Annotated in this window: 21 protein-coding genes; 5 read left to right on the forward strand and 16 right to left on the reverse strand. The window is 68.3% G+C overall.

Translation table 11 applies throughout. The features are described 5' to 3' along the window. Window positions 1-22: 22 nt before the first annotated feature. The 8 genes from DT074_RS02430 to DT074_RS02465 all read right to left on the reverse strand — a co-directional run bounded on the left by DT074_RS02430 (window position 23) and on the right by DT074_RS02465 (window position 11,285). On the reverse strand, window positions 23-1,876 hold the full coding sequence (locus DT074_RS02430; protein ID WP_119418208.1) for a calcium-binding protein: 1,854 nt from the start codon (window positions 1,874-1,876) through the stop codon (window positions 23-25). Between the two features lie 189 nt (window positions 1,877-2,065). Continuing rightward, window positions 2,066-4,336 (reverse strand): calcium-binding protein, encoded by a 2,271-nt coding sequence (locus DT074_RS02435; RefSeq protein WP_119418209.1) that lies wholly within the window; start codon window positions 4,334-4,336, stop codon window positions 2,066-2,068. A gap of 151 nt (window positions 4,337-4,487) precedes the next feature. Continuing rightward, window positions 4,488-5,876 carry an AtzE family amidohydrolase gene (locus DT074_RS02440; RefSeq protein ID WP_119418210.1) on the reverse strand — a complete coding sequence of 463 codons (1,389 nt, stop codon included), beginning with the start codon at window positions 5,874-5,876 and terminating at the stop codon, window positions 4,488-4,490. Beyond that, window positions 5,873-6,058 carry a DUF4089 domain-containing protein gene (locus DT074_RS02445; RefSeq protein ID WP_119418211.1) on the reverse strand — a complete coding sequence of 62 codons (186 nt, stop codon included), beginning with the start codon at window positions 6,056-6,058 and terminating at the stop codon, window positions 5,873-5,875. Before DT074_RS02445 ends, DT074_RS02440 begins: the two co-directional genes overlap by 4 nt. Window positions 6,059-6,065: 7 nt before the next feature. Then, window positions 6,066-7,754, reverse strand: a complete 1,689-nt coding sequence (locus tag DT074_RS02450; protein ID WP_368744385.1) for a dipeptide ABC transporter ATP-binding protein — start codon at window positions 7,752-7,754, stop codon at window positions 6,066-6,068. Window positions 7,755-7,756: 2 nt separating this feature from the next. Further along, window positions 7,757-8,644: an ABC transporter permease gene (locus DT074_RS02455; RefSeq protein ID WP_119418212.1), complete on the reverse strand. Its 888-nt coding sequence runs from the start codon at window positions 8,642-8,644 to the stop codon at window positions 7,757-7,759. Further along, complete coding sequence (locus DT074_RS02460) at window positions 8,641-9,654, reverse strand: ABC transporter permease (RefSeq protein WP_119418213.1); 1,014 nt, start codon at window positions 9,652-9,654, stop codon at window positions 8,641-8,643. Before DT074_RS02460 ends, DT074_RS02455 begins: the two co-directional genes overlap by 4 nt. A gap of 11 nt (window positions 9,655-9,665) precedes the next feature. After that, window positions 9,666-11,285 carry an ABC transporter substrate-binding protein gene (locus DT074_RS02465; protein ID WP_119418214.1) on the reverse strand — a complete coding sequence of 540 codons (1,620 nt, stop codon included), beginning with the start codon at window positions 11,283-11,285 and terminating at the stop codon, window positions 9,666-9,668. Window positions 11,286-11,591: 306 nt separating this feature from the next. Here DT074_RS02465 and atzF point away from each other — a divergent pair, with 306 nt between their 5' ends. After that, window positions 11,592-13,412, forward strand: a complete 1,821-nt coding sequence (atzF, locus tag DT074_RS02470; RefSeq protein WP_119418215.1) for an allophanate hydrolase — start codon at window positions 11,592-11,594, stop codon at window positions 13,410-13,412. On the opposite strand, the gene DT074_RS02475 is transcribed toward atzF, so the two are convergent. Further along, complete coding sequence (locus tag DT074_RS02475; protein ID WP_119418216.1) at window positions 13,385-14,077, reverse strand: GntR family transcriptional regulator; 693 nt, start codon at window positions 14,075-14,077, stop codon at window positions 13,385-13,387. The two genes, atzF and DT074_RS02475, sit on opposite strands and share 28 nt — an antisense overlap. Window positions 14,078-14,161: 84 nt before the next feature. On the opposite strand from DT074_RS02475, the gene DT074_RS02480 reads away from it, so the two are divergent. Continuing rightward, window positions 14,162-15,472: a caspase family protein gene (locus DT074_RS02480; RefSeq protein ID WP_368744395.1), complete on the forward strand. Its 1,311-nt coding sequence runs from the start codon at window positions 14,162-14,164 to the stop codon at window positions 15,470-15,472. 68 nt (window positions 15,473-15,540) lie between these two features. Continuing rightward, window positions 15,541-16,749, forward strand: a complete 1,209-nt coding sequence (locus DT074_RS02485) for a multidrug effflux MFS transporter (RefSeq protein ID WP_119418218.1) — start codon at window positions 15,541-15,543, stop codon at window positions 16,747-16,749. Here the strand turns inward: DT074_RS02485 and DT074_RS02490 are convergent. Beyond that, complete coding sequence (locus tag DT074_RS02490) at window positions 16,726-17,295, reverse strand: DUF2889 domain-containing protein (RefSeq protein ID WP_119418219.1); 570 nt, start codon at window positions 17,293-17,295, stop codon at window positions 16,726-16,728. The genes DT074_RS02485 and DT074_RS02490 overlap by 24 nt on opposite strands. Before the next feature lie 128 nt (window positions 17,296-17,423). On the opposite strand from DT074_RS02490, the gene DT074_RS02495 reads away from it, so the two are divergent. Beyond that, window positions 17,424-18,206 (forward strand): enoyl-CoA hydratase/isomerase family protein, encoded by a 783-nt coding sequence (locus DT074_RS02495; protein WP_119418220.1) that lies wholly within the window; start codon window positions 17,424-17,426, stop codon window positions 18,204-18,206. 3 nt (window positions 18,207-18,209) lie between these two features. On the opposite strand, the gene DT074_RS02500 is transcribed toward DT074_RS02495, so the two are convergent. From DT074_RS02500 to DT074_RS02520, 5 genes are all read right to left on the reverse strand, one after another. After that, window positions 18,210-18,950, reverse strand: a complete 741-nt coding sequence (locus DT074_RS02500) for an SDR family NAD(P)-dependent oxidoreductase (protein ID WP_119418221.1) — start codon at window positions 18,948-18,950, stop codon at window positions 18,210-18,212. Window positions 18,951-18,991: 41 nt separating this feature from the next. Beyond that, window positions 18,992-19,834 carry a transglycosylase SLT domain-containing protein gene (locus DT074_RS02505; RefSeq protein WP_162914571.1) on the reverse strand — a complete coding sequence of 281 codons (843 nt, stop codon included), beginning with the start codon at window positions 19,832-19,834 and terminating at the stop codon, window positions 18,992-18,994. A gap of 92 nt (window positions 19,835-19,926) precedes the next feature. Beyond that, on the reverse strand, window positions 19,927-20,727 hold the full coding sequence (locus DT074_RS02510) for an NUDIX hydrolase (RefSeq protein WP_119418223.1): 801 nt from the start codon (window positions 20,725-20,727) through the stop codon (window positions 19,927-19,929). Window positions 20,728-20,816: 89 nt separating this feature from the next. Continuing rightward, complete coding sequence (locus DT074_RS02515; RefSeq protein WP_119418224.1) at window positions 20,817-21,113, reverse strand: DUF1330 domain-containing protein; 297 nt, start codon at window positions 21,111-21,113, stop codon at window positions 20,817-20,819. A gap of 10 nt (window positions 21,114-21,123) precedes the next feature. Beyond that, window positions 21,124-21,903, reverse strand: a complete 780-nt coding sequence (locus DT074_RS02520; RefSeq protein WP_368744386.1) for a GNAT family N-acetyltransferase — start codon at window positions 21,901-21,903, stop codon at window positions 21,124-21,126. Between the two features lie 375 nt (window positions 21,904-22,278). Here DT074_RS02520 and DT074_RS02525 point away from each other — a divergent pair, with 375 nt between their 5' ends. After that, a complete protein-coding gene (locus tag DT074_RS02525; RefSeq protein ID WP_368744387.1) occupies window positions 22,279-23,604 on the forward strand; it encodes an AmpG family muropeptide MFS transporter in 1,326 nt (441 codons plus the stop codon). Here DT074_RS02525 and DT074_RS02530 read toward each other — a convergent pair. Next, window positions 23,585-24,781 carry a CaiB/BaiF CoA transferase family protein gene (locus DT074_RS02530; protein ID WP_119418226.1) on the reverse strand — a complete coding sequence of 399 codons (1,197 nt, stop codon included), beginning with the start codon at window positions 24,779-24,781 and terminating at the stop codon, window positions 23,585-23,587. The genes DT074_RS02525 and DT074_RS02530 overlap by 20 nt on opposite strands. Between the last annotated feature and the right edge of the window lie 57 nt (window positions 24,782-24,838).

Here is a 24,838-nt window from a genome sequence, read left to right on the forward strand (position 1 = left end):
GCCCGCGGCCACAACCGGCCGGTCAGGACAGGATGTCGGATTCGATCACGAAGGCGGCGCCGGCCCCATCGGTCAACGCCTGCGCCGAGATGCCGGTGAAGGTGATGGACTGGCCCGGCCCCAGCACGAGAACGGCATTGCCCGCCGCGTCCTGGCTGAGCAGCGACACGATATCCGCCACGTCGTTGAAGACCTGGCCGCCAATGTTTTTGGTGAGACGGATAATATCTTCGCCGATCACCAGATCGGCAATCTGATCGGCGCCGGACACTGCGGTGAACGAGAACACGTCGTTCCCGGCCCCGCCCGACAGATAGTCGTCGCCGACACCGCCCTCCAGCAAGTCGTTGCCTGCACCGCCTTCCAGGCTGTCGTCGCCTTCCCCGCCATCCAGAAGGTCGTTGCCGTCATGGCCGCTCAGATGGTCGCTGCCATCCATGCCCAGCAGGAAATCGTCGCCCTCGCCGCCGGTAATGCGGTCGTCGCCGGCGGCGCCATAGATGCTGTCGTCACCCGCTTCGCCGAACAGGAAGTCGTTGCCGGCCCCGCCATCGACCAGGTCGTTGCCGCTGCCGCCGGCGACGGTATCGTCGCCGGAGGCGGCATAGACGGTGTCGTGTCCGGCGCCACCATAGAGCTGATTTGCATCCAGCTCGTCGTCGTCCAGGCCATCGTGACCGTAGAGCAGGTCGTCGCCGTCGCCGCCGTTCAGGCGGTCGGCGCCACCTCCGCCCAAGATGACGTCGTTGCCGGTGCCGCCCTGGATCGCATCGACCCCCTCGCTTCCGAAGATCGTATCGTCGCCGACGCCACCGGAGACGCTGTTGCTCGATGCCGGATCGAGCACCGCGCCCGGATTGTGCACCACCACGAAGTCGTTGCCGGCGCCGGCATCGATGCTGTTCGCGCTGCCGACCACTTCGAGCACGTCGTCGCCGTCGCCGCCATGCACGGTGCTGGCATCCGCGGCGATGCCGATCGCGTCGTTGCCGAGGCCGCCGACAATGGTGCTCTGGTCGTACCAGCCGGCGATCGTGTCGTTGCCGGCACCGCCATCGAGCCGGCTGAGGCGCACCTGATCGCCTTGCGCCGAGATGGCATCGCCCGGCTGCCAGCCGACCGGCGCGATGACGTCGTCGCCGCCTTCGCCGCGGACATCGACAGCCTGGTTCGCGCCCAGTTCGACGGTGTCGTTGCCGGCGCCGGCATAGACGGTATCGCTGCCCGTCCCGAGCGGCATCCCGGGCGGCGCCCCGGACGCTCCGGTCTCGTCGAAGCCCTCCGAAACGAGGTCGATCAGGTCGTCGCCGTCGCCGGCAAGGATGAGATCGTCGCCGGCATCGCCGGACAGCAGGTCGTTGCCCGCGCCGCCTTCGAGCCGGTCGTTGCCGAAGCCGCCGTGCAGCCAATCATCGCCGTCATTGCCGGAAAGATGGTCGTCGCCCGACATGCCGTACAGCATGTCGTCGCCGGCGCCTCCGGTGATGCGGTCGGCGCCAAGCCAGCCGTCGATCGCATCGTTGCCGGCGCCGCCGAACAGGTAGTCGTCGCCTTCCCAGCCGAACAGCACGTCGTCGCCATCGTCGCCGTTGACGGTGTCGCTGCCCGACGCGCCGGCCAACAGATCGTTGCCGCCGCCGCCGCCGAGCTGGCCGCCGTCCTGCTCGTCAGCCACGCTTTCCGATTGCGCATAGATGAAATCGTCGCCGAGGCCGCCGAACAGGCGATCCCGCCCGGCATGGCCGCGCAGGATGTCGTTGCCGGCGCCACCGACGATGTGGTCGGTCAGCGCAGAGCCGTCGATTTCCCAACCGACGATGATCTGCTCACCGTTCGGTCCGGTGCCGTAGATCGGCTTCTGGGTCAAAGTGGTCATCGTCGCAGGCTCCGGTTCCCGTGGGTCCGAAGTCTCCCCCCGGCGACAACTGCATTATTGGGCGATGCTGACGCAGTGCAACCTCGCAGGCCGCACAAAGAGTCTTAAGGCGGCAATGCGCGGCGAATTCGCCGGGGATTTTATCCGTCGGCCTTTTCCGCCGCGCCGACTGGCCGACGACGTACGCCGCTACCCGATCAGGAACGTTGACTCTGCGGCGCCCGCGAGAATCGCCGCGTCAATTCCCTCGAATGTGATCGATTGCCCGGCGGCGAGCGTCAATACGGCATTGCCCTCGGCATCGTTGCCGATCAGCGCCGCGATCTCCGCCACCGAGGCGAAATTATGGCCGCCGGCATCCTGGGCGATGCGGACGATATCCAGGCCGAGTTCCAGATCCTCGATCCGGTCGGCACCGAACACCGTGCCGAAGACGAAGGTATCCGCGTCCGCGCCGCCACGTAGCGCGTTGTTGCCGCCGAGGTCGGTATCGTACGGACCGACACTGATCGAGATCATATCGTTGCCGGCACCGCCGTCGATCAGGTTGCCGCTGCCGCGGAAATCGATCACGTCGTCGCCGGTGCCGCCCTGCACCGTGTTGCCGGCGCCGGAACCAAGGATGGTGTCGCTGCCGGCGCCGCCGATCAGCGTGCTGGAATCGACCGCACCGTTCAGCGGTTCGAAAGCGCCATTGCGGACTCCGATGAAGTCGTCGCCATCGCCCATATCGACCTGGATGCCGACGTTCCGGAGCACATCGTCCAGGTAAACGCCGTCGTTACCGGCGCCGCCAAACACGGTGTCCTGACCAAAGTCATCTGGCCAGCCCGGACCACCGGGGCCTTGCTGGGACGAGTCGGAGAATCCGATGTGCGTCAAATTGATCCCGTCGTTGCCATCACCGGCGAGAATCAGATCGTCGCCTTCGCCGCCGAGGATCCAATCGTTGCCGGCACCACCCTCCAGACGATCATCGCCGTAGTCACCGCTCAGCGTATCGTCACCGTCATTGCCGGAGAGGTGATCATTGCCCGTGCCGCCCCACAAATTGTCGTTGCCGGCGCCGCCGGTCAGGCGGTCGTTGCCGACGTCGCCACTCATTGCATCGTCGCCGTCCTCGCCGAACATGAAATCGTCGCCGGCGCGCCCGTCGGCGACGTCGTTGCCGCTGCCGCCGGCGAACGTATCGCTGCCGGCGCCGCCGACCAGACTATCGTTGCCGGCGCCGCCGTAGATCTGGTTGCCGTCGGCTTCGTCGAACGCGTCCTCCGCCTGTGCATAGATCCAATCGTCGCCGTCGCCGCCATTGAGGCGGTCGGCGCCGCGCCCGCCGATCAGCGTGTCGTTGCCGGCACCGCCCTGCATCGCCTCGATGCCGTCGCCGCCGGTGACATGGTCGTCGCCTTCGCCAGCCACCACCGTGTTGCTCCTGCCGAATGGGTCGGATTCGATCGCCACCGTATCGTTGCCGGCGCCGGCATCGATATGGCTGCCGTCGGCGGCGACATAGATCCAGTCGTTGCCGGTGCCGCCCAGGATCGTGCTGGCATCGTAGATGCCAGAGACGGTGTCGTCGCCGGCGCCACCGTCGATACGGCTCTCGACGATCAGTCCTCCGAGGGGATACTGGTCCCAACCGAAAGGCGCGATCACATCGTTGCCGGCGCCGCCGCGGAGATCGGCGGACTGCACGATATAGCGGCCGAACTCGATGGTGTCGTCGCCGTTGCCGCCATCCACCGTGTCGCGCCCGAGATGCTCCAGCACCGGACTCTGGCCTGTCGGCGCCTCATGGGCGCCTTCCCAGTTGAGGTCGACCAGGTCGTCGCCGTCGCCGCCGAGGACGAGGTCGTCGCCGGCGCCGCCGACCAGGGTGTCGTTGCCGGCGCCGCCTTCCAGGCGGTCGTCATCGAAGCCGGCATCGATATAGTCGTCGCCGTCGTTGCCCGACAGGTGATCGTTGCCGGCGAAGCCAAGGATCTCGTCGTCGCCGGCACCGCCGGTGGCGCGATCGTTGCCCCGTTCGCAGCCGATCGCATCGTTTCCGTCGCCACCGAAGATGTAGTCGTCGCCGTCCCAGCCGATCAGCAGGTCGTCGCCCTCATCTCCGGTGATGGTGTCGCTGCCGTCGGCGCCATGCACGGTGTCGTTGCCGGCACCGCCATAGAGGCCGGTCGCGTCGGTCTTGTCGTGCACCCACTGGCTCGCCTTCGCCCAGATGACATCGCTCCCGTCGCCGCCATGAATACGGTCGGCGCCGAGGCCGCCTTCGATCGTGTCGTTGCCGCCCTCGCCCAGCAGCGTGTCGTTGCCGGCATGGCCGCGGATCAGGTCGTGGCCCGCATCGCCGGTGATGCGGTCGTCGCCGCCGGTGCCGTCGAGCTCCCAGCCGATCTGGACCTGCTCGCCATTGGGGCCGGTCATGTAGATCGGCCTCTTGCCGATAAGCGTGGACATGATGCGAGAGCTCCGGTTGCTTGCGTCCGAAGTCTCTCCCCGACAACGAGGCGATGAGCTAGCAGAGTGCGCGCAATCGGCGCAAGCACCGCAACCGCAGAAAGATGCTTAAGCCCTCAATGCCGTGCGTATTCGCGCGGCATTGTATCGATCAGGCGGCGACCGGCGTGGTCGCCAAGCCGTCGCGCTCCAGCACGCGCGCGACGCAGAGCGCCAGCGCCTCGTGCCATGGCGCGGCGACGACCTGCACCGCGATCGGCAGGCCGTTCGCCGATCTCAGCGGCACCGCCACGACCGGCAGGCCGATGAAGGAGAGCGGCTGGGTGAAGATGCCGAGATTGGGTCGCACCAGCATCTGCTGCCCGCCGATCGCCATGTGGGCCTCACCGACCGGCGGCGCGGTGCAGGGCGTCGCCGGGGCGAGCAGGATGTCGACCTCGCGGAACACCTGCGCGACCTGGTCGCGGTACCAGCGGCGGAAGCGCTGGGCCTGCACGTACCAGGTGCCGGGCACCAGCGCGCCGGCAAGGAAGCGGTCGCGCGTATCCGGATCGTAGTCGCGCTGGCGCGTCTTCAGGCGATCGAGATGCAGCGCGGCGCCTTCCACCGAAGTGATGATGAAAGCGGCGGCGCGGGCGCGGCCGGCTTCCGGCAGCTCGACCTTGCGCGCGGCGCCGAGCGCCTTGGCGACAGCGTCGACCGCGGCATGCGTCTCCGGCGTGCCGCCGCTCGCGAAATAGCCGCCGGCCACGGCGATGCGCAGGCCCGCGATACCCTTGTCGATCGCCGGCAGGGCAAGCTCGGCCGGGCGCGGCGCCTGCGCGGGATCGCGCGGATCCGGGCCTTGCATGGCGTCGTAGCTCAGCGCGAGGTCGGCGACCGAGCGGGCGAGCGGCCCGATATGGTCGAAGCTCGCGGCGAAGGGATAGGCGCCGGCGCGGCTGAGCCGCCCATAGGTCGGCTTGAGGCCGAAGGTGCCGCAGAGCGAGGACGGCACGCGAATGGAGCCGTTCGTGTCGGTGCCCAGCGCGAAGGGCACCAGGCCCGCCGCCACCGCGGCGCCGGAGCCGGAGGACGAGCCGCCGGTCATGCGGTTGGGATCGTGCGGGTTGCGGCAGGCGCCGTCATGCGCGTTCTCGCCGGTGAAGTCGTAGGCGTATTCGCCCATGTTGAGCGCGCCGACGATGACCGCGCCCGCGGCTTCGAGCTTGGCCACCGCGGTCGCGTCCTGTTTCGCCGGCGCGTGCTCGCGGTTGATCTTGGAGCCGGCGATGGTGACCTCGCCCTTCACGTCGAACAGGTTCTTCACCGCATAGGGCACGCCGGCGAGCGGCCCGAGCGCCTCGCCCCGGGCGCGCCGCGCATCCACCGCGGCGGCGGCCTTCAGCGCGCGGTCGCGGAACACCGCCGTGAAGGCGTTGATGCGCGGGTTGCCGGCCTCGATGCGGTCGAGTGCAGCCTGCACGACTTCGCTCGCCGAGGCCTTGCCGGCGGCGATGGCGGCGGCGATCTCGGCCGCCGTGGCCGATGCGCCGGTCACGGCTCGAACCGCGGCGCCGGCTCCGCCTCGTCGTCGAGCGGAAAGCCGAGAAAGGCCTGCGCCACGGTCGCGATGCGGGTGAAGTTCTCGACCACGCCCTGGCGGTAGGCGGGATCGATGCTCAGGCCGATCGATGCCGACACGATATCGACATGGCCGCCCCAATCCTTCGTTTCACTCATCTAAACCTCAAACCGGCGGATGCGGGATCGCGCTCAGGAGCTCGCGCGTGTAGTCGGCCGCCGGAGCGTTCATCACCTGCTCGGTCGGCCCCTCCTCCACGATCTTGCCCTGGCGCATGACGATGACACGGTCGCACAGCATGCGCACCACATAGAGATCGTGCGACACGAAGAGATAGCTCATGCCGAGGCGGGCCTTCAGGTCCTGCAGCAGGTTGAGCACCACGGCCTGGACCGAGACGTCGAGCGCCGCGGTTGGCTCGTCGAGAATGACGAGCTCCGGGTTCAGCGCGATGGCGCGGGCGATGCCCACCCGCGCCTTCTGGCCGCCGGAGAGCTGGTGCGGGAAGCGGTCAAGCAGGTCGAGCGGCAGGCCGACCAGGCGCGCGAGTTCCTCGCAGCGCGCCCGCAATGCGGCGCCACCCCTGATGTCGCCGAGGCGCAGGATTGGGTCGGCGATGGCGCGCAAAGCGGTGAAGCGCGGGTTCAGGCTGTCGGTCGGGTCCTGGAACACCATCTGGATGCGGCGGCGCTGCGGCAGGGTTGCGAAGCGCCGCGCCGCGATCGTGCCGATGTCTTCGCCTGCGAAGCGGATGGTTCCGCTGGTCGGGTCGGTGAGGCGCATCACCATCATCGAGGTGGTGGACTTGCCGCAGCCGGACTCGCCGACCAGGCCGACGCTTTCGCCGCGGCCGACTTCGAAGCCGATGCCGTCGACGGCGCGGAACGGCCCCTCGGCTGCCGCCTTGCGCTTGAACAAGGATTTCCTGGTGCCCTGGCGCGGATACTCCTTCACCAGGTTCTCGACCACGAGCAGCGGCGCCGTATCGGCGGCGGCTGCCGGCGCGGGCGGCGGCGTGGCCTCGCTATCGGGCAGCAGATCGCGCAAGGACACGCCGGGCCGCGGCGTCGCGCGCATCAGCTTGCGCGTATAGGGGTGGGACGGCGCCGTGAAGATCACCGACGATGGCGCCGTTTCGACCACCCGGCCCCGCTCCATCACCACGACGCGATCGCAATAGGCGGCGGCGAGACCCAGATCGTGCGTGATCAGGATGGTGGACATGGCGCGCGCGTGCGTCAGCTCCACCACCAGGTCCATGACAGCCTTTTGCGTGGTCACGTCGAGGCCGGTGGTCGGCTCGTCGGCGATCAGGAGCTGCGGCCGGCAGGCCAGGGCCAGCGCAATGACGATGCGCTGGCACATGCCGCCGGACAGCTCGAAAGGATAGGCGTGGTAGCGCTCCTCGGGCCGCGCGATGCGGACCTGCTTCAGGATCTCGATCGCCTTGGCCTTGGCGTCCCTGGGCGCGGCCTGCACATGGCGGAGCAGCACGTCTTCGATCTGGCGCCCGACCTTGCGGATCGGGTTCAGCGCCGCGCGCGGGTTCTGGAAGATCATCGAGATCTCGCGCCCGCGCAGGTCGCGCATGTCGCTCTCGGCCGCCGCCTTCACGTCGATGCCGGAGAAGGCGATGGAGCCTTCGGCGATGCGCCCGGCACGGTCGAGGATGCGCATCACGGCATAGGAGGTCACCGACTTGCCGGAGCCCGATTCGCCGACGATGCCGAGCGTTTCGCCCTTGGCCACGCTGACATCGACATGCTCGACCGCGCGCACCTTGCCGCGCCGGGTGGCGAACTCGATCGTGAGATCGCGGATCTCGAGCAGCGGGATGCCGACGGCTGCGTCCACGCTCAGGTCCGCCGCTGCGGGTCGACGATGTCGCGGAGCCCATCGCCGAGCAGGTTGAAGCAGAACACGGCGAGCATCAGCGCCAGGCCGGGGAAGAAGGCGATCCACCACTCGCCGGAGACGATGAAGGCGGCGCCTTCCGCCACCATGATGCCCCATTCGGGCGTCGGCGGGCGCACGCCGAGGCCGATGAAAGACAGCCCCGCCGCGTTCAGGATAGCATAGCCCATGGTGAGCGACATCTGCACCATCATGATCGGCATGATGTTGGGCAGGATCTGGGTCAGCAGGATGCGCAGCTCGCCATTGCCGCAGAGCCGCGCCGCCATGACGAAGCCCGCCTCGCGCCGCACATTGGCCTCGGCGCGGGCGACGCGGGCATAGAGCGGGAAGTTGATGATGGCGGTGGCGATGACGATGTTGGTCACCGTGTTGCCGAGCGCCGCCACGATGCCCATGGCCAGCACGAAGAGCGGGAAGGCCATGATGGTATCGGCGATGCGGCAGACCACGCGGTCGACCCAGCCGCCGAAGAAGCCAGCGGCGATGCCGGAGAGCCCGCCAAGCGCAAAGACCAGCGCCACCGAGAAGATGGCGATGCCGAGATCGAGGCGCGTCGCCGCCACCACGCGGCTGAAGATGTCGCGGCCGAGCTGGTCGGTGCCGAACCAGTGCTTCGCCGACGGCGCCCGCAGGGTCGCGGACGTGTCGCTCGCCAGCGGATCGTAGGGGGTGACGAGCGGGCCGAGCAGCGCGGCGACGACGAGCAGAACGAAGATGGCGAAGGCGATGCCGGTGACCGGGTTCTCGCCGATCACATAGCGGGCATGGCGCAGCAGCGCGAAGGAGCTGCGGGCCGGCGGCGCGCCGGTCTGCGCCCGCGCCGTCATCCCTCGATCCTGACGCGCGGATCGATCACGCCGTAGAGCAGATCGATCACCAGGTTTAGCGCTACGTACATGATCGCCATGGTGAGCACGAAGCCCTGCACCGGCGCGTAGTCGGAGGCGATCAGCGCCTCGATCGCATAGGAGCCGATGCCGGGCCAGGCGAACACCTTCTCGACCAGCACGTTGGCGCCGAGCAGGAAGGAGAACACCATGCCGAGCGTGGTGATGACCGGCAGCAGCGCATTGCGGAACGCGTAGGTGATGATGACGGTCCGGGGCGTGAGGCCGCTCGCCCGCGCGGTGCGGATGAATTCCGAGGACAGCACGGCGAGCATCGAGGCGCGCGTCATGCGCGCGATCGGGGCGAGCGAGAAGATGCCCATGGTCAGCGCCGGCACGACAAGCTGGGCCGCGGCGGCGCGGAAGGTGTCGAGATCGCGCGCGATCAGGCTGTCGATCAGGTAGAAGCCGGTGACGTCCGGCGGCGCCGAATAGAACACGTCGAGCCGGCCGAGCGGCGCCGGCGCCCAGCCGAGCAGGAAGTAGAACACGTAGACGAGCAAGAGGCCGGTGAAGAAGACCGGCAGGGACACGCCCGCCGTCGCCACCATGCGGCAGGCATGGTCGACGATCGAGCCCTGCTTCACCGCCGCGACGATGCCGAGCGGGATGGCGACCGCCATCGAGAGCAGCAGCCCGACCAGGGTGAGCTCGGCCGAGGCCGGCAGGCGGGCGATGATCTCCGTCGTCACCGCCCGCCCGGTCGAGAGCGAGTTGCCGAGATTGCCGGTGGCGAGGTCCTTCACATAGGCCGCGAACTGCTCGGGCAGCGGCCGGTCCAGGCCGAGCTTGGCGCGGATCTCGGCGATCGCTTGCGGTGTCGCCGCCGGCCCGGCGAAATAGGCGGCGGTGTCGCCGGGCAGCACGCGGGTCAGCAGGAAGGTCACCACCACGACCCCGATCACGCTCGGGATCGCGGTGGCGAGCCGCTTGAGGACCTGGCGCAGCATCAGGCCCCGCCTCAGGCCTTGGCGATCGTCCGGTAGTCGAGCTGGCGGTGGAACCAGTAGCGATAGCCGGTGACCGAGGGCTGCATGGCGACGCAGAGATAGGGCTGGAACAGCGGGATGCGTGGCACCTCGGCGAAGGCCTTGCCGACGAAGCCCTTCACCTCCTTCTCGTAGGCCGCCTTATCACCCGCCGCCGCCGCGGTGCGCGCCGCCTCGATCAGCGCGTCCATCTCCTTCGACTGGTAGCTCATCGTATTGAACACGGCGTTCTGGCCGTGATAGCACCAAAAGAAGAAGTATTCCGGATAGTCGAGCCAGCCGGAGAAGAAGTTGGAGATCAGCGGCAGCTCCTTCTTCAGGAGCTCGGCCCGCCAGTTGGCGCCGGGGATCTTGTTGATCGTCGTCTTGATGCCGATCTGGCCGAGGCTCTCCTGCACCAGCACGCAGAGCGGCTCGTTGATCACGGCGAAGCCGAGATCGAAGGACAGCGTGGTCTCGAAGCCGTTCGGATAGCCGGCCTCGGCCAGCAGCGCCTTGGCCTTGGCGAGGTCGGTGTTGTAGCTGTGCGGCTGCGGCCAGGCAACGTCGAGGCCCTTGTCGGCCGGCGCGCCGAACATCGGCTTGCCCAGGCCGAATAGCACCGCGTCCATGATCTTCTGGTACGGAATGGCATAGGCGACGGCCTGCCGCACCTTGACGTTGTCGAACGGCGGCTTCTTCACGTTCATGCCGATATAGCCGATGCCGTTGCCGACCGGATTGGCCACGACCTTGATCTTGGAGCCGGCCTTCAACTCGGCGAAATCCTTGTTCGGCAGGTCGAACGAGATGTCGGCATCGCCGCGCTCCAGCAGCGCGCGGCGGTTGCCGGCCGACGGCACCATGCGCCAGATCACGCGCTTCAGCTTGGGCAGCGGGCCCGACTTCCAGTCATCGTTGCGCTCGTAGACCACCTCGGTCCCGGGCGTCCACTTCACCATCTTGAAGGCGCCGCCGCCGGCGGTGTTCTGCTTGGTGTAGTCGAGGCCCCAGGGATCCTTCTCGGTCGCGTTCTTCTTCACCAGCCCGGCATTCAGCACGCAGGGCACGATGACGCCGAGATCGGGAATGGTCAGCGCATCCTTGCGGATGAAGTCGACGCGGAAGGTATGGTCGTCGACGGCGACGAACTGCTCCGGCTTTTCCAGGCTGCCGGCCTTCATCTGGAAGGTCGGGAAGCCGCCGACCGAGACGGCGCGGTCGAACGACCACTTCACGTCCTTCGCGGTGATCGGCGTGCCGTCGTGGAACTTGGCGTCCTTGCGCAGCTTGAAGGTGGCCGAGTTCGGGCCGATGTCCCAGCTCTCGGCCAGTTCCGGCTCGTACTTGTCGCGGTCGTAGGATTCGCTGCCATCCGCGAGCGTCTTCTTGCCGTGGGTGAACAGCCGGTCATAGCAATTCCACGATACCTCGTAGCCCGGCCGGTTGGTGCCGACGCCATGGATGTCGACGTTGTTCGGCCCGCTTTCTGTCACCACCAGCAAGGTTTCCGCGCGCGCCTGCGCGGCGGCGGAGCGCACGAAGGGCGCGCCGATCGGCGTCGCCGCGCCGGCGGCAATGGCGGTCGATTTGAGAAACTGACGGCGGTCCATGGCGCCCCCCTTTGGCTTGATCGAGGGCGTACAAAGCAATGCATATGCCAGCCGTTGCGCCGCCGCGGCACCTTCCCTTAACGTCCTGTTTCCATTGGCGAAGTGACGCACCTGCGACGGCTGGGCAAAATTTCGGCGTATGTAGAGATGTCTATTTTTTAATCAATCAAGGCCGATTGCATGCCATCTCAATGCCTGTGATCTGTCCTTATCTTATTGTTTTTATGATATCTTTTCTGACAATCCGTTGGCAGGGCAATTGCATACCAATTGTGTACACGGCCAGATGCGCCGCCTGGAGGGGAAATGAGCACCGGATTGCCGCCGCTGGACCTGATTCGGCTGAGCGAGGCCTACAAGGCGGGCGGCCTCGCCCCTCTCCGGCTGGTCGAGGCGATCCTGGCCGACATCGCGGCGCGGGGGCAGGACGGCGTCTGGATCTCCCTGGTCGATGCGGATCGACTCCGCGCCCGCGCCGCCGATCTTGCCCGGCGCGGGCCCGACGGCCTGCCGCTCTATGGCGTGCCCTTCGCGGTGAAGGACAATATCGACGTGGCGGGCTGTGCCACCACGGCCGCCTGTCCCGGCTTCGCCTACCGGCCAGACCGCTCGGCAAATGTCGTCGCGCGGCTGGAGGCCGCCGGCGCCATCGCCATCGGCAAGACCAACCTGGACCAGTTTGCAACGGGGCTCGTCGGCACGCGCTCGCCCTATGGCACCGCGCGCAACCCGTTCGACCCAGCGCGCGTGCCGGGCGGCTCCTCTTCCGGCTCCGCCGTCGCGGTGGCGCAGGGCCAGGTGAGCTTCGCACTCGGCACCGACACGGCGGGTTCCGGCCGCGTGCCGGCGGGCTTCAACAACATCATCGGGCTGAAGCCGAGCCGCGGGCTGATTGGCTGCAGCGGCGTGGTGCCGGCCTGCCGGTCACTCGATTGCGTGTCCATCTTCGCGCTCACCGCCGGCGATGCCGGCTTCGTGCTGCACCACGCGGCCGGCGAGGACGCGGCCGATCCCTATGGCCGATTCGGCCCGGCGCTCGGACCGCCGATGGCGGTGCCGCGCTTCCGCTTCGGCGTGCCGAAACCGGGGCAGAGAGAATTCTTCGGCGACAGCGCCTATGCGAGTGCGTTCGACGAAGCGCTGGCCGGGCTCGCCGGCATGGGCGGCACGCCGATCGAGATCGACCTCGCGCCCTTCCTGGAAGCGGCCGCGCTGCTCTACGACGGCCCCTGGGTGGCGGAGCGCTGGGCCGCGGTCGGCAGCTTCGTCGCCGAGCGGCCGGACGACGTGCTGGCGGTGACGCGCGGCATCATTTCCGGCGGGCGCGAGCGCACCGCGCGCGAGGCCTTCGAAGGCCAGTACAGGCTGGAGGCATTGCGCCGCCGCACCGCGCCGGTCTGGCGCGAGGTCGACGTGTTGGTCGTGCCCACCGCCGCCCGCCACTTCACCTTGGCCGAGATCGCCGCGGAGCCCGTCAGGCGCAACGGCGAGCTCGGCCGCTACACCAATTTCGTCAACCTGCTGGACCTCTGCGCGCTCGCCGTGCCGGCGGCGCTGGTCGATGGCGGGCGGCCGTTCGGCATCACCTTGATCGCGCCGGCGCTGCACGACCACTATCTGATCAGCCTTGGCAATCTGTGGCAGCGGGCCCGCGCGCTGCCGCTCGGCGCCACCGGCCGCGCCTTGCCGGCGCATGCACCGCCGCAGCCGAAGGCGCAGGGCATCGAGATCGCCGTGGTCGGCGCCCATCTCGCCGGCGAGCCGCTGAACCACCAGCTGGCCGGCGCCGGCGCCCGCCTGCTGCGCGAAGTCGCGACCAAGCCGATTTACAAGCTTTATGCGCTGCCCGGCGGGCCGCCGGAACGGCCCGGCATGGTGAAGGTCGGCGCCAAGGACCAGGAAGCGGGCGGTACGGCCATTGCCGTCGAAGTATGGGACATGCCGGCGGACAAGCTTGGGCCCTTCATCGCCGGCGTGCCGGCGCCGCTTTCGATCGGCCGCATCGATCTCGCGGACGGCTCGACGCCGCTCGGCTTCCTCTGCGAGAGCGTCGGCTTGAAGGACGCGACCGATATTTCGAGCTTCGGCGGCTGGCGCGCCTATCGCAGGGCGATGGCTGCGGCCTGAGCCTCGGGCCGATGGCTCGCCACGTAATCGGCGGAGGCATCACCCACCACCGCCACGTGATGGCGCATCAGCCGGGCCGCCGCATCACCGTCACCGCGCAGGATCGCCTGCACGACGGCGTCGTGCTCGGCGACCGACTTGCCGAGCCGGCCCACGACGCGGAACTGCGCGCGGCGGAAGGGGCCGAGCCGCGAGCGCACCATAAAGGCGTTGTCGGCCAGGAAACCGTTATGGCTGCCGCGATAGATCGCGCCGTGAAACGCCTCGTTGGCGAGGTGATATTCCTCCGCCGCGCCGGAGCGCATGAAGCGGGCGCAGTTCTCGTGCAGCGCCTCCAGTTCGCGCCGCTCGCGCGGTGACATGCGCTCGGCCGAGAGGCGCGAGCATACCCCTTCGAGCTCGGCCATCACCTCGAACATTTCGTGCAGGCGGCCTTCGGTGACCGGCGCCACGACGACACCCTTGTGCGGCCGGGTCTCGGCAAGGCCGGCGGCGGCGAGCTGGCGCAGCGCCTCGCGCACCGGCGTGCGCGACACGCCGAAGCGCTCGGCGAGCTCGCGCTCGTCCAGCCGGAACCCGGGCGCAAGGCGCCCCGACACGATGTCGTCGGCCAGGGCGATACGCAATTCTTCGGCCCGGGTGCGCTTGGGGGCAGCGGTGCTCATCGTCACATTTCTAGCACAAGAGATTCGACAACCGGGCGGCCCGAGTTTAACGAAATGGCAGAGGCAAACGGCTTCGATCAGCTCATGCGGACCCTGGTCCTACTGATTGCTTGCTTAACCATACTCGCCGCACCGGCACAGGCGGAGCGGCGTGTGGCGCTGGTCATCGGCAACAGCGCCTACAAGGCAAGCCCGCTCAAGAACCCGGCGAACGATGCCCGTGCCATGGCCGCCAAGTTGAAGACGCTCGGCTTCCAGGTGATTGCGCGCGAGGACGCGACCAAGCTGGAAATGGAGCGCGCCGTCGCCGATTTCGGCGATGCGCTACGCCAGCCGGATACGGTCGGCCTCGTCTTCTTTGCCGGACACGGCATGCAGGTGCAGGGCAAGAATTATCTCTTGCCGATCGACGCGCAGATCGCGACCGAGACCCGCGTGCGGCTGGAGGCGCTCGACCTTGACGCCATCCTGGACGAGATGGCCGCGGCGGCGACGCGGGTGAACCTCGTCATCCTGGATGCCTGCCGCAACAATCCGTTCGAGCGCAAGTTCCGCTCCGCCGGCGGCGGGCTCGCGCAGGTCAATGCGCCGCAAGGCACTTTGATCGCCTATGCCACGGCGCCCGGCAAGATTGCGGCGGATGGCACCGGCGATCATGGCCTCTACACGGCGAAACTGCTGGAGGCGATCGGCGCGCCGGGCCTGGCCATCGAGGAAGTGTTCAAGCGCGTGCGCGTCGAGGTGGCGCGGGAATCCGCCAATGCTCAGACGCCCTGGGAATCCTCGTCGCTGACCGGGAACTTCTATTTCACCGCGCCGGCGAACACCGCGGCCAAGCCACCGTCGCCGCCGCCATCAGCCGCCATTGCACCCGCCGTGGTCGCCGACAAGGAAGTGGTGTTCTGGCAATCCGTCGAGGACAGCACCGATCCCAAGATGTTCGAGGCCTATCTGGCGCAGTTCCCGGATGGCACCTTCGCCGGCCTCGCCGAAGCGAAGATCCGCAGCCTGACCCGACCGGCGCCCCCGCAGCAGGTGGCGGCGGCACGGCTGCCCGATCCGTTCGACGGATTGTGGTCGGGCACGCTCGCCTGCGGCCCCAACTCCAAGGCCGGATGGGGCCCGGTCAATCTGAACAACCGGCCGCTCACGGTGAGCGGCGGCAAGATCACCGGCTATCGCGAATTCAGTCGGCCGGATGGCAAGCGCTCCTACGCGAAACTGACCGGGATGGTTTCGGACGATGGCCGGGTGGATATCGGTGGCGTGGTCGGCATGCCGGGACAGGACCTCAGCCTGCCGATCCGGATGACCGGCCATATCGACGGCAACCGCATGAAGGTGAGCGGCATCTACGCCCACCGCGAATGCAGCCTGGACTACACGCGCGAGTGAGCGACAGGGCAGGTCGTCGGCAAACGCATTAGCGGCGTCGCGGCCGGCGTGGTTTTATCACGCCGCTCATGTCCATTCCTTCCGATTCGAGCACGGCAGCCGTGCCGCCGCGCCCGCCCTCCGTCGCCCTGCTGGTCGCCATGGTGGCGACGGTATCGTTCAGCATGAACGCCTTCGTGCCGTCGATTCCGGGCCTGGTCCGGCATTTCGACACCACGGCGGCGATGGCACAGCTGGCGCTCACCCTGTTTCTGCTCGGCGTCGGCATCGGCCAGCCGGTGATCGGGCCGCTCTCCGACAAGTTCGGCCGGCGGCCGGTGCTGCTGATCGGGCTCTCGGTGGCGACCGCCGGCAGCGTGCTCTGCCTGCTTGCACCGAGCATCGAGGTCCTGGTGCTCGGCCGCCTGGTCCAGGCGGTGGGCGCCTGCACCGGCATGGTGGTCGGCCGCGCCATGGTGGGCGACGTGTTCGGGCGCGAGAAAGCGGCGAGCGTGCTCGGCTATCTCACCGCGGGCCTGGCCGTGGTCACGACCATCGGGCCGGCGATCGGCGGCGTGCTGGACGTGCATTTCGGCTGGCGCGCCGTGTTCGTGCTGATGCTGGTGTTCTTCGTCGGCCTGCTCGGCTGGACCGCGGCAGCGGCGCCCGAGACCAATTTCCGCCGCATCGCCAGCATCTCGCCGCGCGCCATCCTCGGCAATTACCACGAGCTGCTCGGCAATCGGCGCTTCATCGCCTATACGCTGGTCGTCACCTTCACGTCCGGCGCCTTCTTCGCCTTCGTCGGCGGCGTGCCGCATCTGATGGTCGACGTGATGGGGCGATCGGCCGACGAATACGGCTTCTGGTTCATTCTCATCTCCATCACCTTCATGAGCGGCAATGTGCTGACCGGGCGGCTGACCCAGCGGCTCGGCCTTGACCGCATGCTGCGCATCGGCGTGGCGGTCAACTTTCCGGCCGGGCTCGTCATGCTGGCATTTGCGCTGTTCGGCGTGCTGCACCCGCTCGCACTGTTCCTGCCGATGGCGCTGATCGCGCTCGGCAACGGGCTGTGCCAGCCGAACGCCACCGCCGGCGCGGTGGCGACCAATCCGCGCCTCGCCGGCTCCGCCGCCGGCCTGCTCGGCATGGTGCAGATGCTGTCGGCTGCGGTGACGACCTTTCTGATCGGCACGCTCGAGGCGAACACCTCGCTGCCACTCGCCATCCTGATGGCGGCGACCCTGGCGCTCGGCTTTCTCGCCGCCTGGCTAGGCGCTGCGCCGCGACGGTGAGCCGGTGAAGAATTGCGGGAAGCGCTTCTCGACTTGCGGGCCGTCGCTGCGCCAGGAATGGCAGCCGCCGATGAAATGCGGCGCCGTCGGCTCGCGCCGCGTCTTCTCGCCGTCCTCCGACACGATGTCGGAGGCCATGGTCTGGAAGGCGACGGTGGCGACCGGGCCGACCAGCTCCACCAGGTGGGTACAGCCCTTGACGCCGCCGATGCGCTCCTTCACCTGGCGCTTGAAGCCCGGGCCGATGCGGAGCCCGATCAGCGAGCGCATGTCGGGCAGCACCTGCGGGCAGGTGGTGTAGGGCCGCGCATCCATCGCGGCATCGACATCGCGGATGACGAATTCCTTGTCGAGCGTCAGGCGCAGCCACATGTCGTGGATCGCATCGCCTGCCGGCGTCACGTCCTCCATGTCGGTGCAGTCATAGGTCTTGGTGTCGACGATATGGCCTTCGATGTCGAACAGGCCGTCCTCGCGCAGATAGCCGAAGCATTCGACACGGCGCGTGTGCAGATGGCGTCGCTTCGCGGGCGGCGACAGCGGCATGGGCAGGTCACCTTTGACGGGAACTCGGTTCCTGGCAGTGTACGGGCGATTGGTTAGCGGTCAATCAATAGCGCCGCATCGGTGCCATGCGCTAACCTGCCGGCCGGAAACGAAAAAACGGAGGGAACATGGAGCAGCCATCGGTGATCGCCCGGCGCGACGGGCGTGTCGGCCTGATCCAGCTGAACGAGCCGAAATCGATGAACGCGCTGTCGGGCGGCATCAAGGCGGGCCTCGACCAGCACATCCCGGCCATGCTGAGGGATGCGGAAGTGCGCTGCCTCGTCATCACCGGCGAGGGCAAGGCGTTCTGCGCCGGCGGCGACATCCGCAGCATGGGCCAGGGCCAACGCGCGCCGCTCGCGGTGCGCGAGCGGGTGGCCCGCGGGCACGATTGGACGCGGATGCTGCTCGAGCACGAGAAGCCGGTGGTCGCCATGGTGAACGGCGCGGTGGCGGGCGCCGGGCTCTCATTGATGCTGATGGCCGATATCGTCATCGCCTCCGACGCGGCGACATTCCGCGCCGGCTTCCCCGCGCTCGGCGCCGTGCCCGATCTCGGGCTTGCCTATACCCTGCCGCGCGCGGTCGGCTTCCTGCGCGCCAAGGAGATGCTGCTGACCAACCGCCAGGTGCTGCCGCCGGAGGCGGCGGCGATGGGGCTGGTGAACCGCGTGGTGCCGGCGCAGGAGCTGCAGGCCGAAGCGATGAAGCTCGCCGCCCAGCTCGCCGACGGCCCGTGGTCGCTCGGCCTGACCAAGACGCTGATGAAGCGCGCCTACGACGACACGCTGGAAAGCTTCCTCGAAGGCGAGGCGATGGCCCAGGCCATGGCCTTCGCCAGCGAGGACTTCGCCGAAGGCGTCGAGGCCTTCATGGGCAAGCGCAAGGCGGCGTTCAAAGGCCGCTGAGCTTCAGCAGCGCAGCATCAACCCGCCGTCCACGCGGAGGCCGTGGCCGGTGACGAAGCCGCCGTCGTCGGAGGCGAGGAACAGCGCGCCGCGGGCGATGTCGATCGGCTGGCCGAGGCGCCGCAGCGGCGATTTCTTTGCCCACACGCCGGCGATGGTGGGATCGGCGAAATTCTTCGCCGTCATGCCGGTCTGGATCGCGCCGGGCTCGATGTAGTTCGCGGTGATGCCGAACTTGCCGAGCTCCAGCGCCAAGGTGCGGGTCAGCCCGGCGACCCCGGCCTTGGAGGCGCAATAGGCGGCGAGGCCGAAATCGGTCGCCTCCGCCATTACCGACGCGGTGTTGATGATGCGCGGCGCCGGCGAGCTCTTCAGATGCGGGATCGCCTCGCGCGCCAGCAGGAACTGCGCCCGCACATTGACGCCGTTGACGCGGTCCCACTCCTCCTCCGTCATCTCCTCGACGAAGGCGCGGCCGGAGACGCCGGCATTGTTGAACAGAATGTCGAGGCCGCCGAACGCCTTCACCGCCGCGGCGACGATCGCCTGCGGCGCGCCTTTCGCGGTGATGTCGGCGGGATGGGTGACGATCGACTCGCGATTGCCCTTGGTGCCGTCGAGATCGGTGCCCGGCCGGTCCACCGCCAGCACGCGGGCGCCCTGCTCGGCGAAGAGCTGCGCGCTCGCCCGGCCGATGCCGGAGGCCGCGCCGGTGACGATCGCCCGTCTGTCCTTGAGTCTCATTGTTTCCTCCCGACTTTGTCGTCGGGAGGAGGATAGCGCCTTCAGGTGCGCCTGTTGTGCTCTTCCTGCTTGGCGGTCAAGAGCTCGTAGGCCGACAGCGCCAGCACCGAGAGGACCGAGAGCTTGGGCAGGCCGAAGGCACCGGCCACCGCGCTGCCGGCGCGCGGCGTGGTGCCGGCGAAATAGCTCGACATCGCGGCGTCCTTGCCGAGGCCGGCGAAGGCATCGGTCTTGCGCTCGATCTTGTCGCCGAGCAGGCGCTGCAGCTCGCGCACCGTGCGCGGATTGCCTTCGGCGTCGTAGAAGATCGACGGATTGGCCGCCGCCGCCTTGGGCAGCAGCTCGGCCGCGGCGCGGCTGCCGTTCTGCTCGATCGCCTGCAGCAGCTGTACCGCGCCCTGGGGACCCAGGAAATGCGCGAGATAGAGATCCGACGCGGCGGCCTGGCGGCCGAGCGCGCCCTCGAGCGTTGCCTTGTTGCCGCGGGCGTATTCGGCGCCGAGCGCGGCGTTGAGCCGGGCGTCGTCGCGCAGCTCCAGGATGCGGGCCTTGAGCGCCGGGTCGGCGACGCGGGCCTCGCCGTTCGGGCCGGTCTCGATCTGCTTCGCCAGCTCGCCCGCGCCGTGCTTGGCGCCGTGGTCGCGCACCATGGCGAGCCAGGTCGATTCGATGAACTGGTAGAGGCCGGCCGCCGAGGAGGTGCTGGCGCGCGCATCGGTGCGAAAGCCGCTCTCCTGCGCCGCCTGCGCCATCAGGTAGCCGAAATCGATGCCGGTCGCTGCGCTGGCCCGGCGGATGCCGCTCACCACCTTGGAATCGATGGCATAGCCGCCGGCCGAGATCTTGGTCGGATCGGGACGTGCGGCCGCCGTGGGCAGACTCATGGAGCGGGATCCTCGACCTCTATGCGAGGCGCGAGAATGCATTCACGTTGGTTAACAAAGCATAAAGGCCCGGGGGCCGCCGGCTCGCCCGGTCAAGGCCTGGGCTGGCCCTCGACATTGAACTCGGCAGCGCCGTAGCCCGCCTCGATCGGGATGCGCAGCACTCGGCCCTTCTCGGTCTTGGTCACCACCGGCATCACGGTGACGACCTTGTCGCCGCGCGCCGCGGCCAGCGCCGCCGCCGTGGTGGCGCTGCGGCCGAGCTTGACCAGGTTCATGCGGGTGGCGAAGACCAGGGTGACCCGGCCCGCATCCGCTTCCGAGACTGCCTTGGCCGGCGAGATCCAGACCGAGTCCACCGATTCGCGGCCATCATGGCCGGCGAGCTGGTCGGGCGGCGTGGCGGCCACGAAGAAATGCGTGTCGAAGCGCTTGGGCAGGCCGACCGGCGTGATCCAATGCGCGAAGGGCACCATCGTATCGACGGCGAGGGAGAGCCCCTCGGCGGCAGCCATCTCCGTCATGGTCGCGGTGTTGGCGTTGAGCTTCGCGCGCCAGCGGCTTTCCACGGCCTCGGCCTCGGCGCCGGCGAGCAGCGCCGACGAGCCCTTCGGTCGCGCCAGCAGGATGCCGCATTCCTCGAACGACTCACGGATCGCGGCGATGCGGAGCGAGAGTGTCAGGTCGTCGAGGCCCTCGCCGCCGGTGGTCATCGCGCGCAGCGCCGGATCGGCATCGGATTTCTCGAGCTTGCCGCCGGGGAAGACCAGCGCGCCGGAGGCGAAGTCGATCTGGTGGTGGCGCTTCACCATGAAGACTTCCAGCCCGTCGGCCGCGTCGCGCAGCAGCAGAACGGTCGCGGACGGCAACGGGGCCGCCTCGGGCGCGGTCATGAACGTTTCCTCAAATCTTGGTTTCGTTGGCCGCGAGTATCAGACGCAACGCCTTCGCGGGCAAGGCGGCCAACGCCAAGCCGCCGATCTCAGGCCGGGGGCGCGCCGTCCACCAGGATGACGTCGCCGCGACTGGCGCTCTGGCGGATCTTGAGGATGCGCTGGTATTCCGGGCTGTTGTACCAGCGCCAGGCGGCCGCCTTGTCGGCGAATTCCAGCACCACGATGCGCTTCCAGTCCATATTGCCCTCGACGCGCTCGACCGTGCCGCCGCGCACCAGGAACTTACCGCCATGCGCGGTGACGGTCGCCATCACCTGAGAGCGATAGCCCTCGTAGGCCTGCGGATCGGTGACGTCGACATGGGCGATGACATAGGCGGGCATGGGCGCGGCCTCAGACCAGCGCCATCATCGCGTCGCCGCGTTCGAAATGGCTGAAATAGCGGCCGGCGATGCGGCCGACCGGCAGCAGGATGAAGACGTCCGTCGTGCCGAACTGGTGGTCCACGACCGCGCCGTCGCCGACATAGCAGCCGAGCCGGAGATAACCCTTCACCAGCGGCGGCAGCTGATGCAGGGCGCGGCGCAGCGACACCTCGTCCACCTGCATCATGTTCATCTCGACATGGCGGTGCGGCAGCGCGCGCACCCGGATGTCTTCCGGCGCCAGGTGGTGGTGGTGGAGATAGGAGAGCGGCAGGGCGAGCTTCGCCGGATCGGTGCCCGGCAGCGAGGCGCAGCCGAACATGTGGGTGATCCGCATCTCAGCGAGATAGGTGACGATGGCCCGCCAGAGCAGCTGGATGGTACCGGTGGTGCGGTATTCGGCGCGGACACAGGAGCGGCCGAGTTCGAGCAGCCCGCCGATCGGCGCGAAGCGGCCGAGGAAGCGGGACAGGTCGTACTCGCTCGCCGAGTAGAAGCCGCCGCGCCGTTCCGCCACCGCTTGCGGCAGCAGGCGGTAGGTGCCGACCACCGTGCGGCCGGGCGGCTGGGTGTGATCGACCACCAGCAGATGGTCACAATCGGCGTCGAACTCGTCGAAATCGCGCTTCGCCGCGGCCATGGCCGGGGTCGGCTGCGCGCTCATCTCTTCGTAGAAGACGTGATAGCGCAGGGCCTGCGCCGCCGCGATATCTTCGGGGTCGCGCGTCAGGCGAACTTCGAGGTTCATGCCCGACGCCATCATCCGCCACCCAAAGCCGGCCGGAACCGGATCGTGTATGCGAGATTGGGCGATGCTACCAGTCATTGAGGACCCACTCTCGTTCCGGTTCATGTCGGGCAAGTGACAGTCCGATGTCGACGCCATGACGCCGCGCTTGCCGGACCGTCGGGCAGACTGCAACGCATTGGTAACATTCTAGGTAAGGGGGCAGGGAGGGTCAAATCAAGGCCCAGCTGTGCGCGGCATTGTAGAGACTCGCTGCCGTCTGCAACCAATAGGCAACATTAAAGCTGAGCGCGCCGACCCGGCCGCCAGCTTGTCCGAGGGCGCGAATCGCCGCACCTTGGCCCGGCCCCCGCAAGATGACCCGGTATCCCAGGCGTGAGTCCGTCCCGCGACCGCCGCTCGACCCTCGCCGAACTCGCCGCCGATCCGCGGCTCGCGCTGATGCTGGCGCTCGGCTTCAGCGCCGGCCTGCCCTTCCTGCTGGTGTTCGGAACGCTGTCGGCATGGCTCCGGCAGGAGGGCGTCGCCCGGGCCGAGATCGGCATGCTGAGCTGGGTCGGCCTCGCCTACTCCTTCAAGTTCGTCTGGTCGCCGCTGATCGACCGAGTGGACATTCCCTGGCTGGCGCCGCGACTCGGCCGGCGGCGGGCCTGGATGCTGGCGGCGCAGGTTGGTGTGGCGATCGGACTCTGCGCCATCGCATTCTCCGATCCGCGCGACCTCTTGCTCGCCACGGTCGCCGGCGCCCTGCTTGTCGCCTTCGCCTCGGCGACCCAGGACGTGGTGGTCGATGCCTGGCGCATCGATGCGGCGCCGACCTCGCGCCAAGGCGTCATGGCCGCGGTCTATCAGCTGGGATATCGGCTGGCGCTGATCTGCTCCGGCGCCGGCGCGCTCTACATCGCGGATTTCATCGACTGGCGTACCGCCTACCTCGCCATGGCGGCGCTCATGGCGCTCGGCATGGTGACGACGCTGCTGGTGCCGCGCACCGACCCCGCTCCGGCTCGGCCCGACGGCGACAAGCTGTTTTCGTTCGTCGATGCGGTGATCGAGCCGTTCCTCGACCTTTGGCGGCGCAAGCGATGGATCGTGGTGCCGATCCTCGGCCTGATCGTGCTCTACCGCGTGCCGGATTTCGTCGCCGGCGTGATGGCGAACCCGCTCTATATCGACCTGAAGTTCACGCTGTCGGAGATCGCCAGCGTCTCCAAGATCTATGGCGTGTGGATCGGCATGCTCGGCGCCTTTGCCGGCGGCATCGCGGTGACGCGGATCGGGCTGATGCCCTGCGTGCTGTTCGGCGGCATCGTCGGCGCCGCCTCGAACCTGATGTTCGCCTGGCTCGCCAGCGAAGGCCACAGCATCGAGCTGCTGACGCTCGCCATCAGCATCGACAATTTCTCGGCCGGCTTCGCCGGCACGGCGCTGATCGCCTATATGTCCGGATTGACGGCGGCGACCGTCGTGGCGACGCAATACGCGCTCTTGAGCTCGCTCTACGCCCTGCCCGGCAAATTCGTCGGCGGCACATCCGGCTTCATCGTGGAAGCCTATGGCTATCCGACCTTCTTCACTATGACCGCCGCGGTCGGCATCCCCATCGCCATCCTGTCGCTACTGCTCTGGCGGCTCGATCCGATCGGCGACGACAAGGCCGAGGACGAGGCGCCGGTCGCCGCTAAGCCTTCACCACGATGACGCCGTCGCGCTCCAGCGCGGCGATCTCGGCCGCACCGTAGCCGGCATCCTTCAGCACGTCGCGGCCGTCGGCACCGACATCCGGCGCGTTGCGCCGCAGACCGAAATTGTGGCCGTCGAGCTCGATCGGCAGGCGCGGCAGCTTGGTCTTGATACCGCCCGGCAAGGTGACGTCGAGCAGGCCGTGCGGCCCCTGCAGCTGCGGATCGTCGAACAGGTCCTCGGGGCGCGAGACCGGCGAGAACGGGATGCCAATGCTCTGGCAGAGCGCCAGCAGATCCGGCTTCGCATAGGTCTCAGCGATTTTCTCGATCTCCGGCAGCAGCCATTCCTGCGCGGCGACGCGATCGGCATTGCTCTTCAGGCGCGGATCGGCCAGCAAATCGGGTCGCTGCACCGCGCCGCAGAACCGCTCCCATTGCTGGTTCGAGGTGATGCCGATGAAGACGCGCTCGCCATCCTTGCTCGGGAAGGTGTGATAGACGCCCCAGGCGCCCTTGCGCGCCGGCATCGGCAGGCCGGGCTCGCCGGTCGCCGCCATGCCCGCCATGTGCTGGCCCATCAAAAGCACCGCCGCCTCGTAAAGCGCACTCTTCACCATCTGCCCCTTGCCGGTGCGGTCGCGCTCGCGCAAGGCGGCCAGGATGCCGACCACGGCGAAGGTGCCGCCCAGGATGTCGACGATCGAGGTGCCGGCGCGGAGCGGCCGGCCGGGCGGGCCGGTCATGTAGGCGAGGCCCGCCATGTACTGCACCACCTCGTCGAGCGCTGTGCGCTTCTCGTACGGGCCCGAAAGAAATCCCTTCAGCGCGCAATAGATGATGCGCGGGTTCCTGGCCGAGAAATCCGCGTAGCCGCAGCCGAGACGGTCCATCGTGCCGGGGCCGAAATTCTCCAGCGCCACGTCCGCCGTCTCGGCCAGGCGATGCACGAGTGCCCGGCCCTTCTCGCTCTTCAGGTCGACCGCCAGCGCGCGCTTGTTGCGGTTGAACAGGCCGTAGAAGCCGGCGGCGAAGCCCGGCAGCCGGCGGGTGTGGTCGCCCTCCGGTGCCGGCTCGATCTTGATCACGTCGGCGCCCATATCGGCCAGGATCAGGCCGGCGGACGGCCCCATGATCGCATGGCTGAATTCGAGCACCCTGAGCCCCGAAAGCGGCAGGGGATTTTGATCCGGCATCGATATCTCCACGGAAACTCGGTACGGCAGCGACGTCGCGCCGCGCCCGATTGAGCG

The sequence above is a fragment of the Desertibaculum subflavum genome (assembly GCA_003576705.1).
Lineage (GTDB): Bacteria > Pseudomonadota > Alphaproteobacteria > Ferrovibrionales > Ferrovibrionaceae > Desertibaculum > Desertibaculum subflavum.

Coding starts and splice junctions, on each gene's coding strand:
- DT074_RS02430 (WP_119418208.1), bottom strand. CDS start 1,876: ATGACCACTTTGACCCAGAAGCCGATCTACGGCACCGGACCGAACGGT.
- DT074_RS02435 (WP_119418209.1), bottom strand. CDS start 4,336: ATGTCCACGCTTATCGGCAAGAGGCCGATCTACATGACCGGCCCCAAT.
- DT074_RS02445 (WP_119418211.1), bottom strand. CDS start 6,058: ATGAGTGAAACGAAGGATTGGGGCGGCCATGTCGATATCGTGTCGGCA.
- DT074_RS02455 (WP_119418212.1), bottom strand. CDS start 8,644: ATGACGGCGCGGGCGCAGACCGGCGCGCCGCCGGCCCGCAGCTCCTTC.
- DT074_RS02460 (WP_119418213.1), bottom strand. CDS start 9,654: ATGCTGCGCCAGGTCCTCAAGCGGCTCGCCACCGCGATCCCGAGCGTG.
- DT074_RS02465 (WP_119418214.1), bottom strand. CDS start 11,285: ATGGACCGCCGTCAGTTTCTCAAATCGACCGCCATTGCCGCCGGCGCG.
- atzF (WP_119418215.1), top strand. CDS start 11,592: ATGAGCACCGGATTGCCGCCGCTGGACCTGATTCGGCTGAGCGAGGCC.
- DT074_RS02475 (WP_119418216.1), bottom strand. CDS start 14,077: ATGAGCACCGCTGCCCCCAAGCGCACCCGGGCCGAAGAATTGCGTATC.
- DT074_RS02480 (WP_368744395.1), top strand. CDS start 14,162: ATGCGGACCCTGGTCCTACTGATTGCTTGCTTAACCATACTCGCCGCA.
- DT074_RS02485 (WP_119418218.1), top strand. CDS start 15,541: ATGTCCATTCCTTCCGATTCGAGCACGGCAGCCGTGCCGCCGCGCCCG.
- DT074_RS02490 (WP_119418219.1), bottom strand. CDS start 17,295: ATGCCGCTGTCGCCGCCCGCGAAGCGACGCCATCTGCACACGCGCCGT.
- DT074_RS02495 (WP_119418220.1), top strand. CDS start 17,424: ATGGAGCAGCCATCGGTGATCGCCCGGCGCGACGGGCGTGTCGGCCTG.
- DT074_RS02500 (WP_119418221.1), bottom strand. CDS start 18,950: ATGAGACTCAAGGACAGACGGGCGATCGTCACCGGCGCGGCCTCCGGC.
- DT074_RS02505 (WP_162914571.1), bottom strand. CDS start 19,834: ATGAGTCTGCCCACGGCGGCCGCACGTCCCGATCCGACCAAGATCTCG.
- DT074_RS02510 (WP_119418223.1), bottom strand. CDS start 20,727: ATGACCGCGCCCGAGGCGGCCCCGTTGCCGTCCGCGACCGTTCTGCTG.
- DT074_RS02515 (WP_119418224.1), bottom strand. CDS start 21,113: ATGCCCGCCTATGTCATCGCCCATGTCGACGTCACCGATCCGCAGGCC.
- DT074_RS02520 (WP_368744386.1), bottom strand. CDS start 21,903: ATGAACCTCGAAGTTCGCCTGACGCGCGACCCCGAAGATATCGCGGCG.
- DT074_RS02530 (WP_119418226.1), bottom strand. CDS start 24,781: ATGCCGGATCAAAATCCCCTGCCGCTTTCGGGGCTCAGGGTGCTCGAA.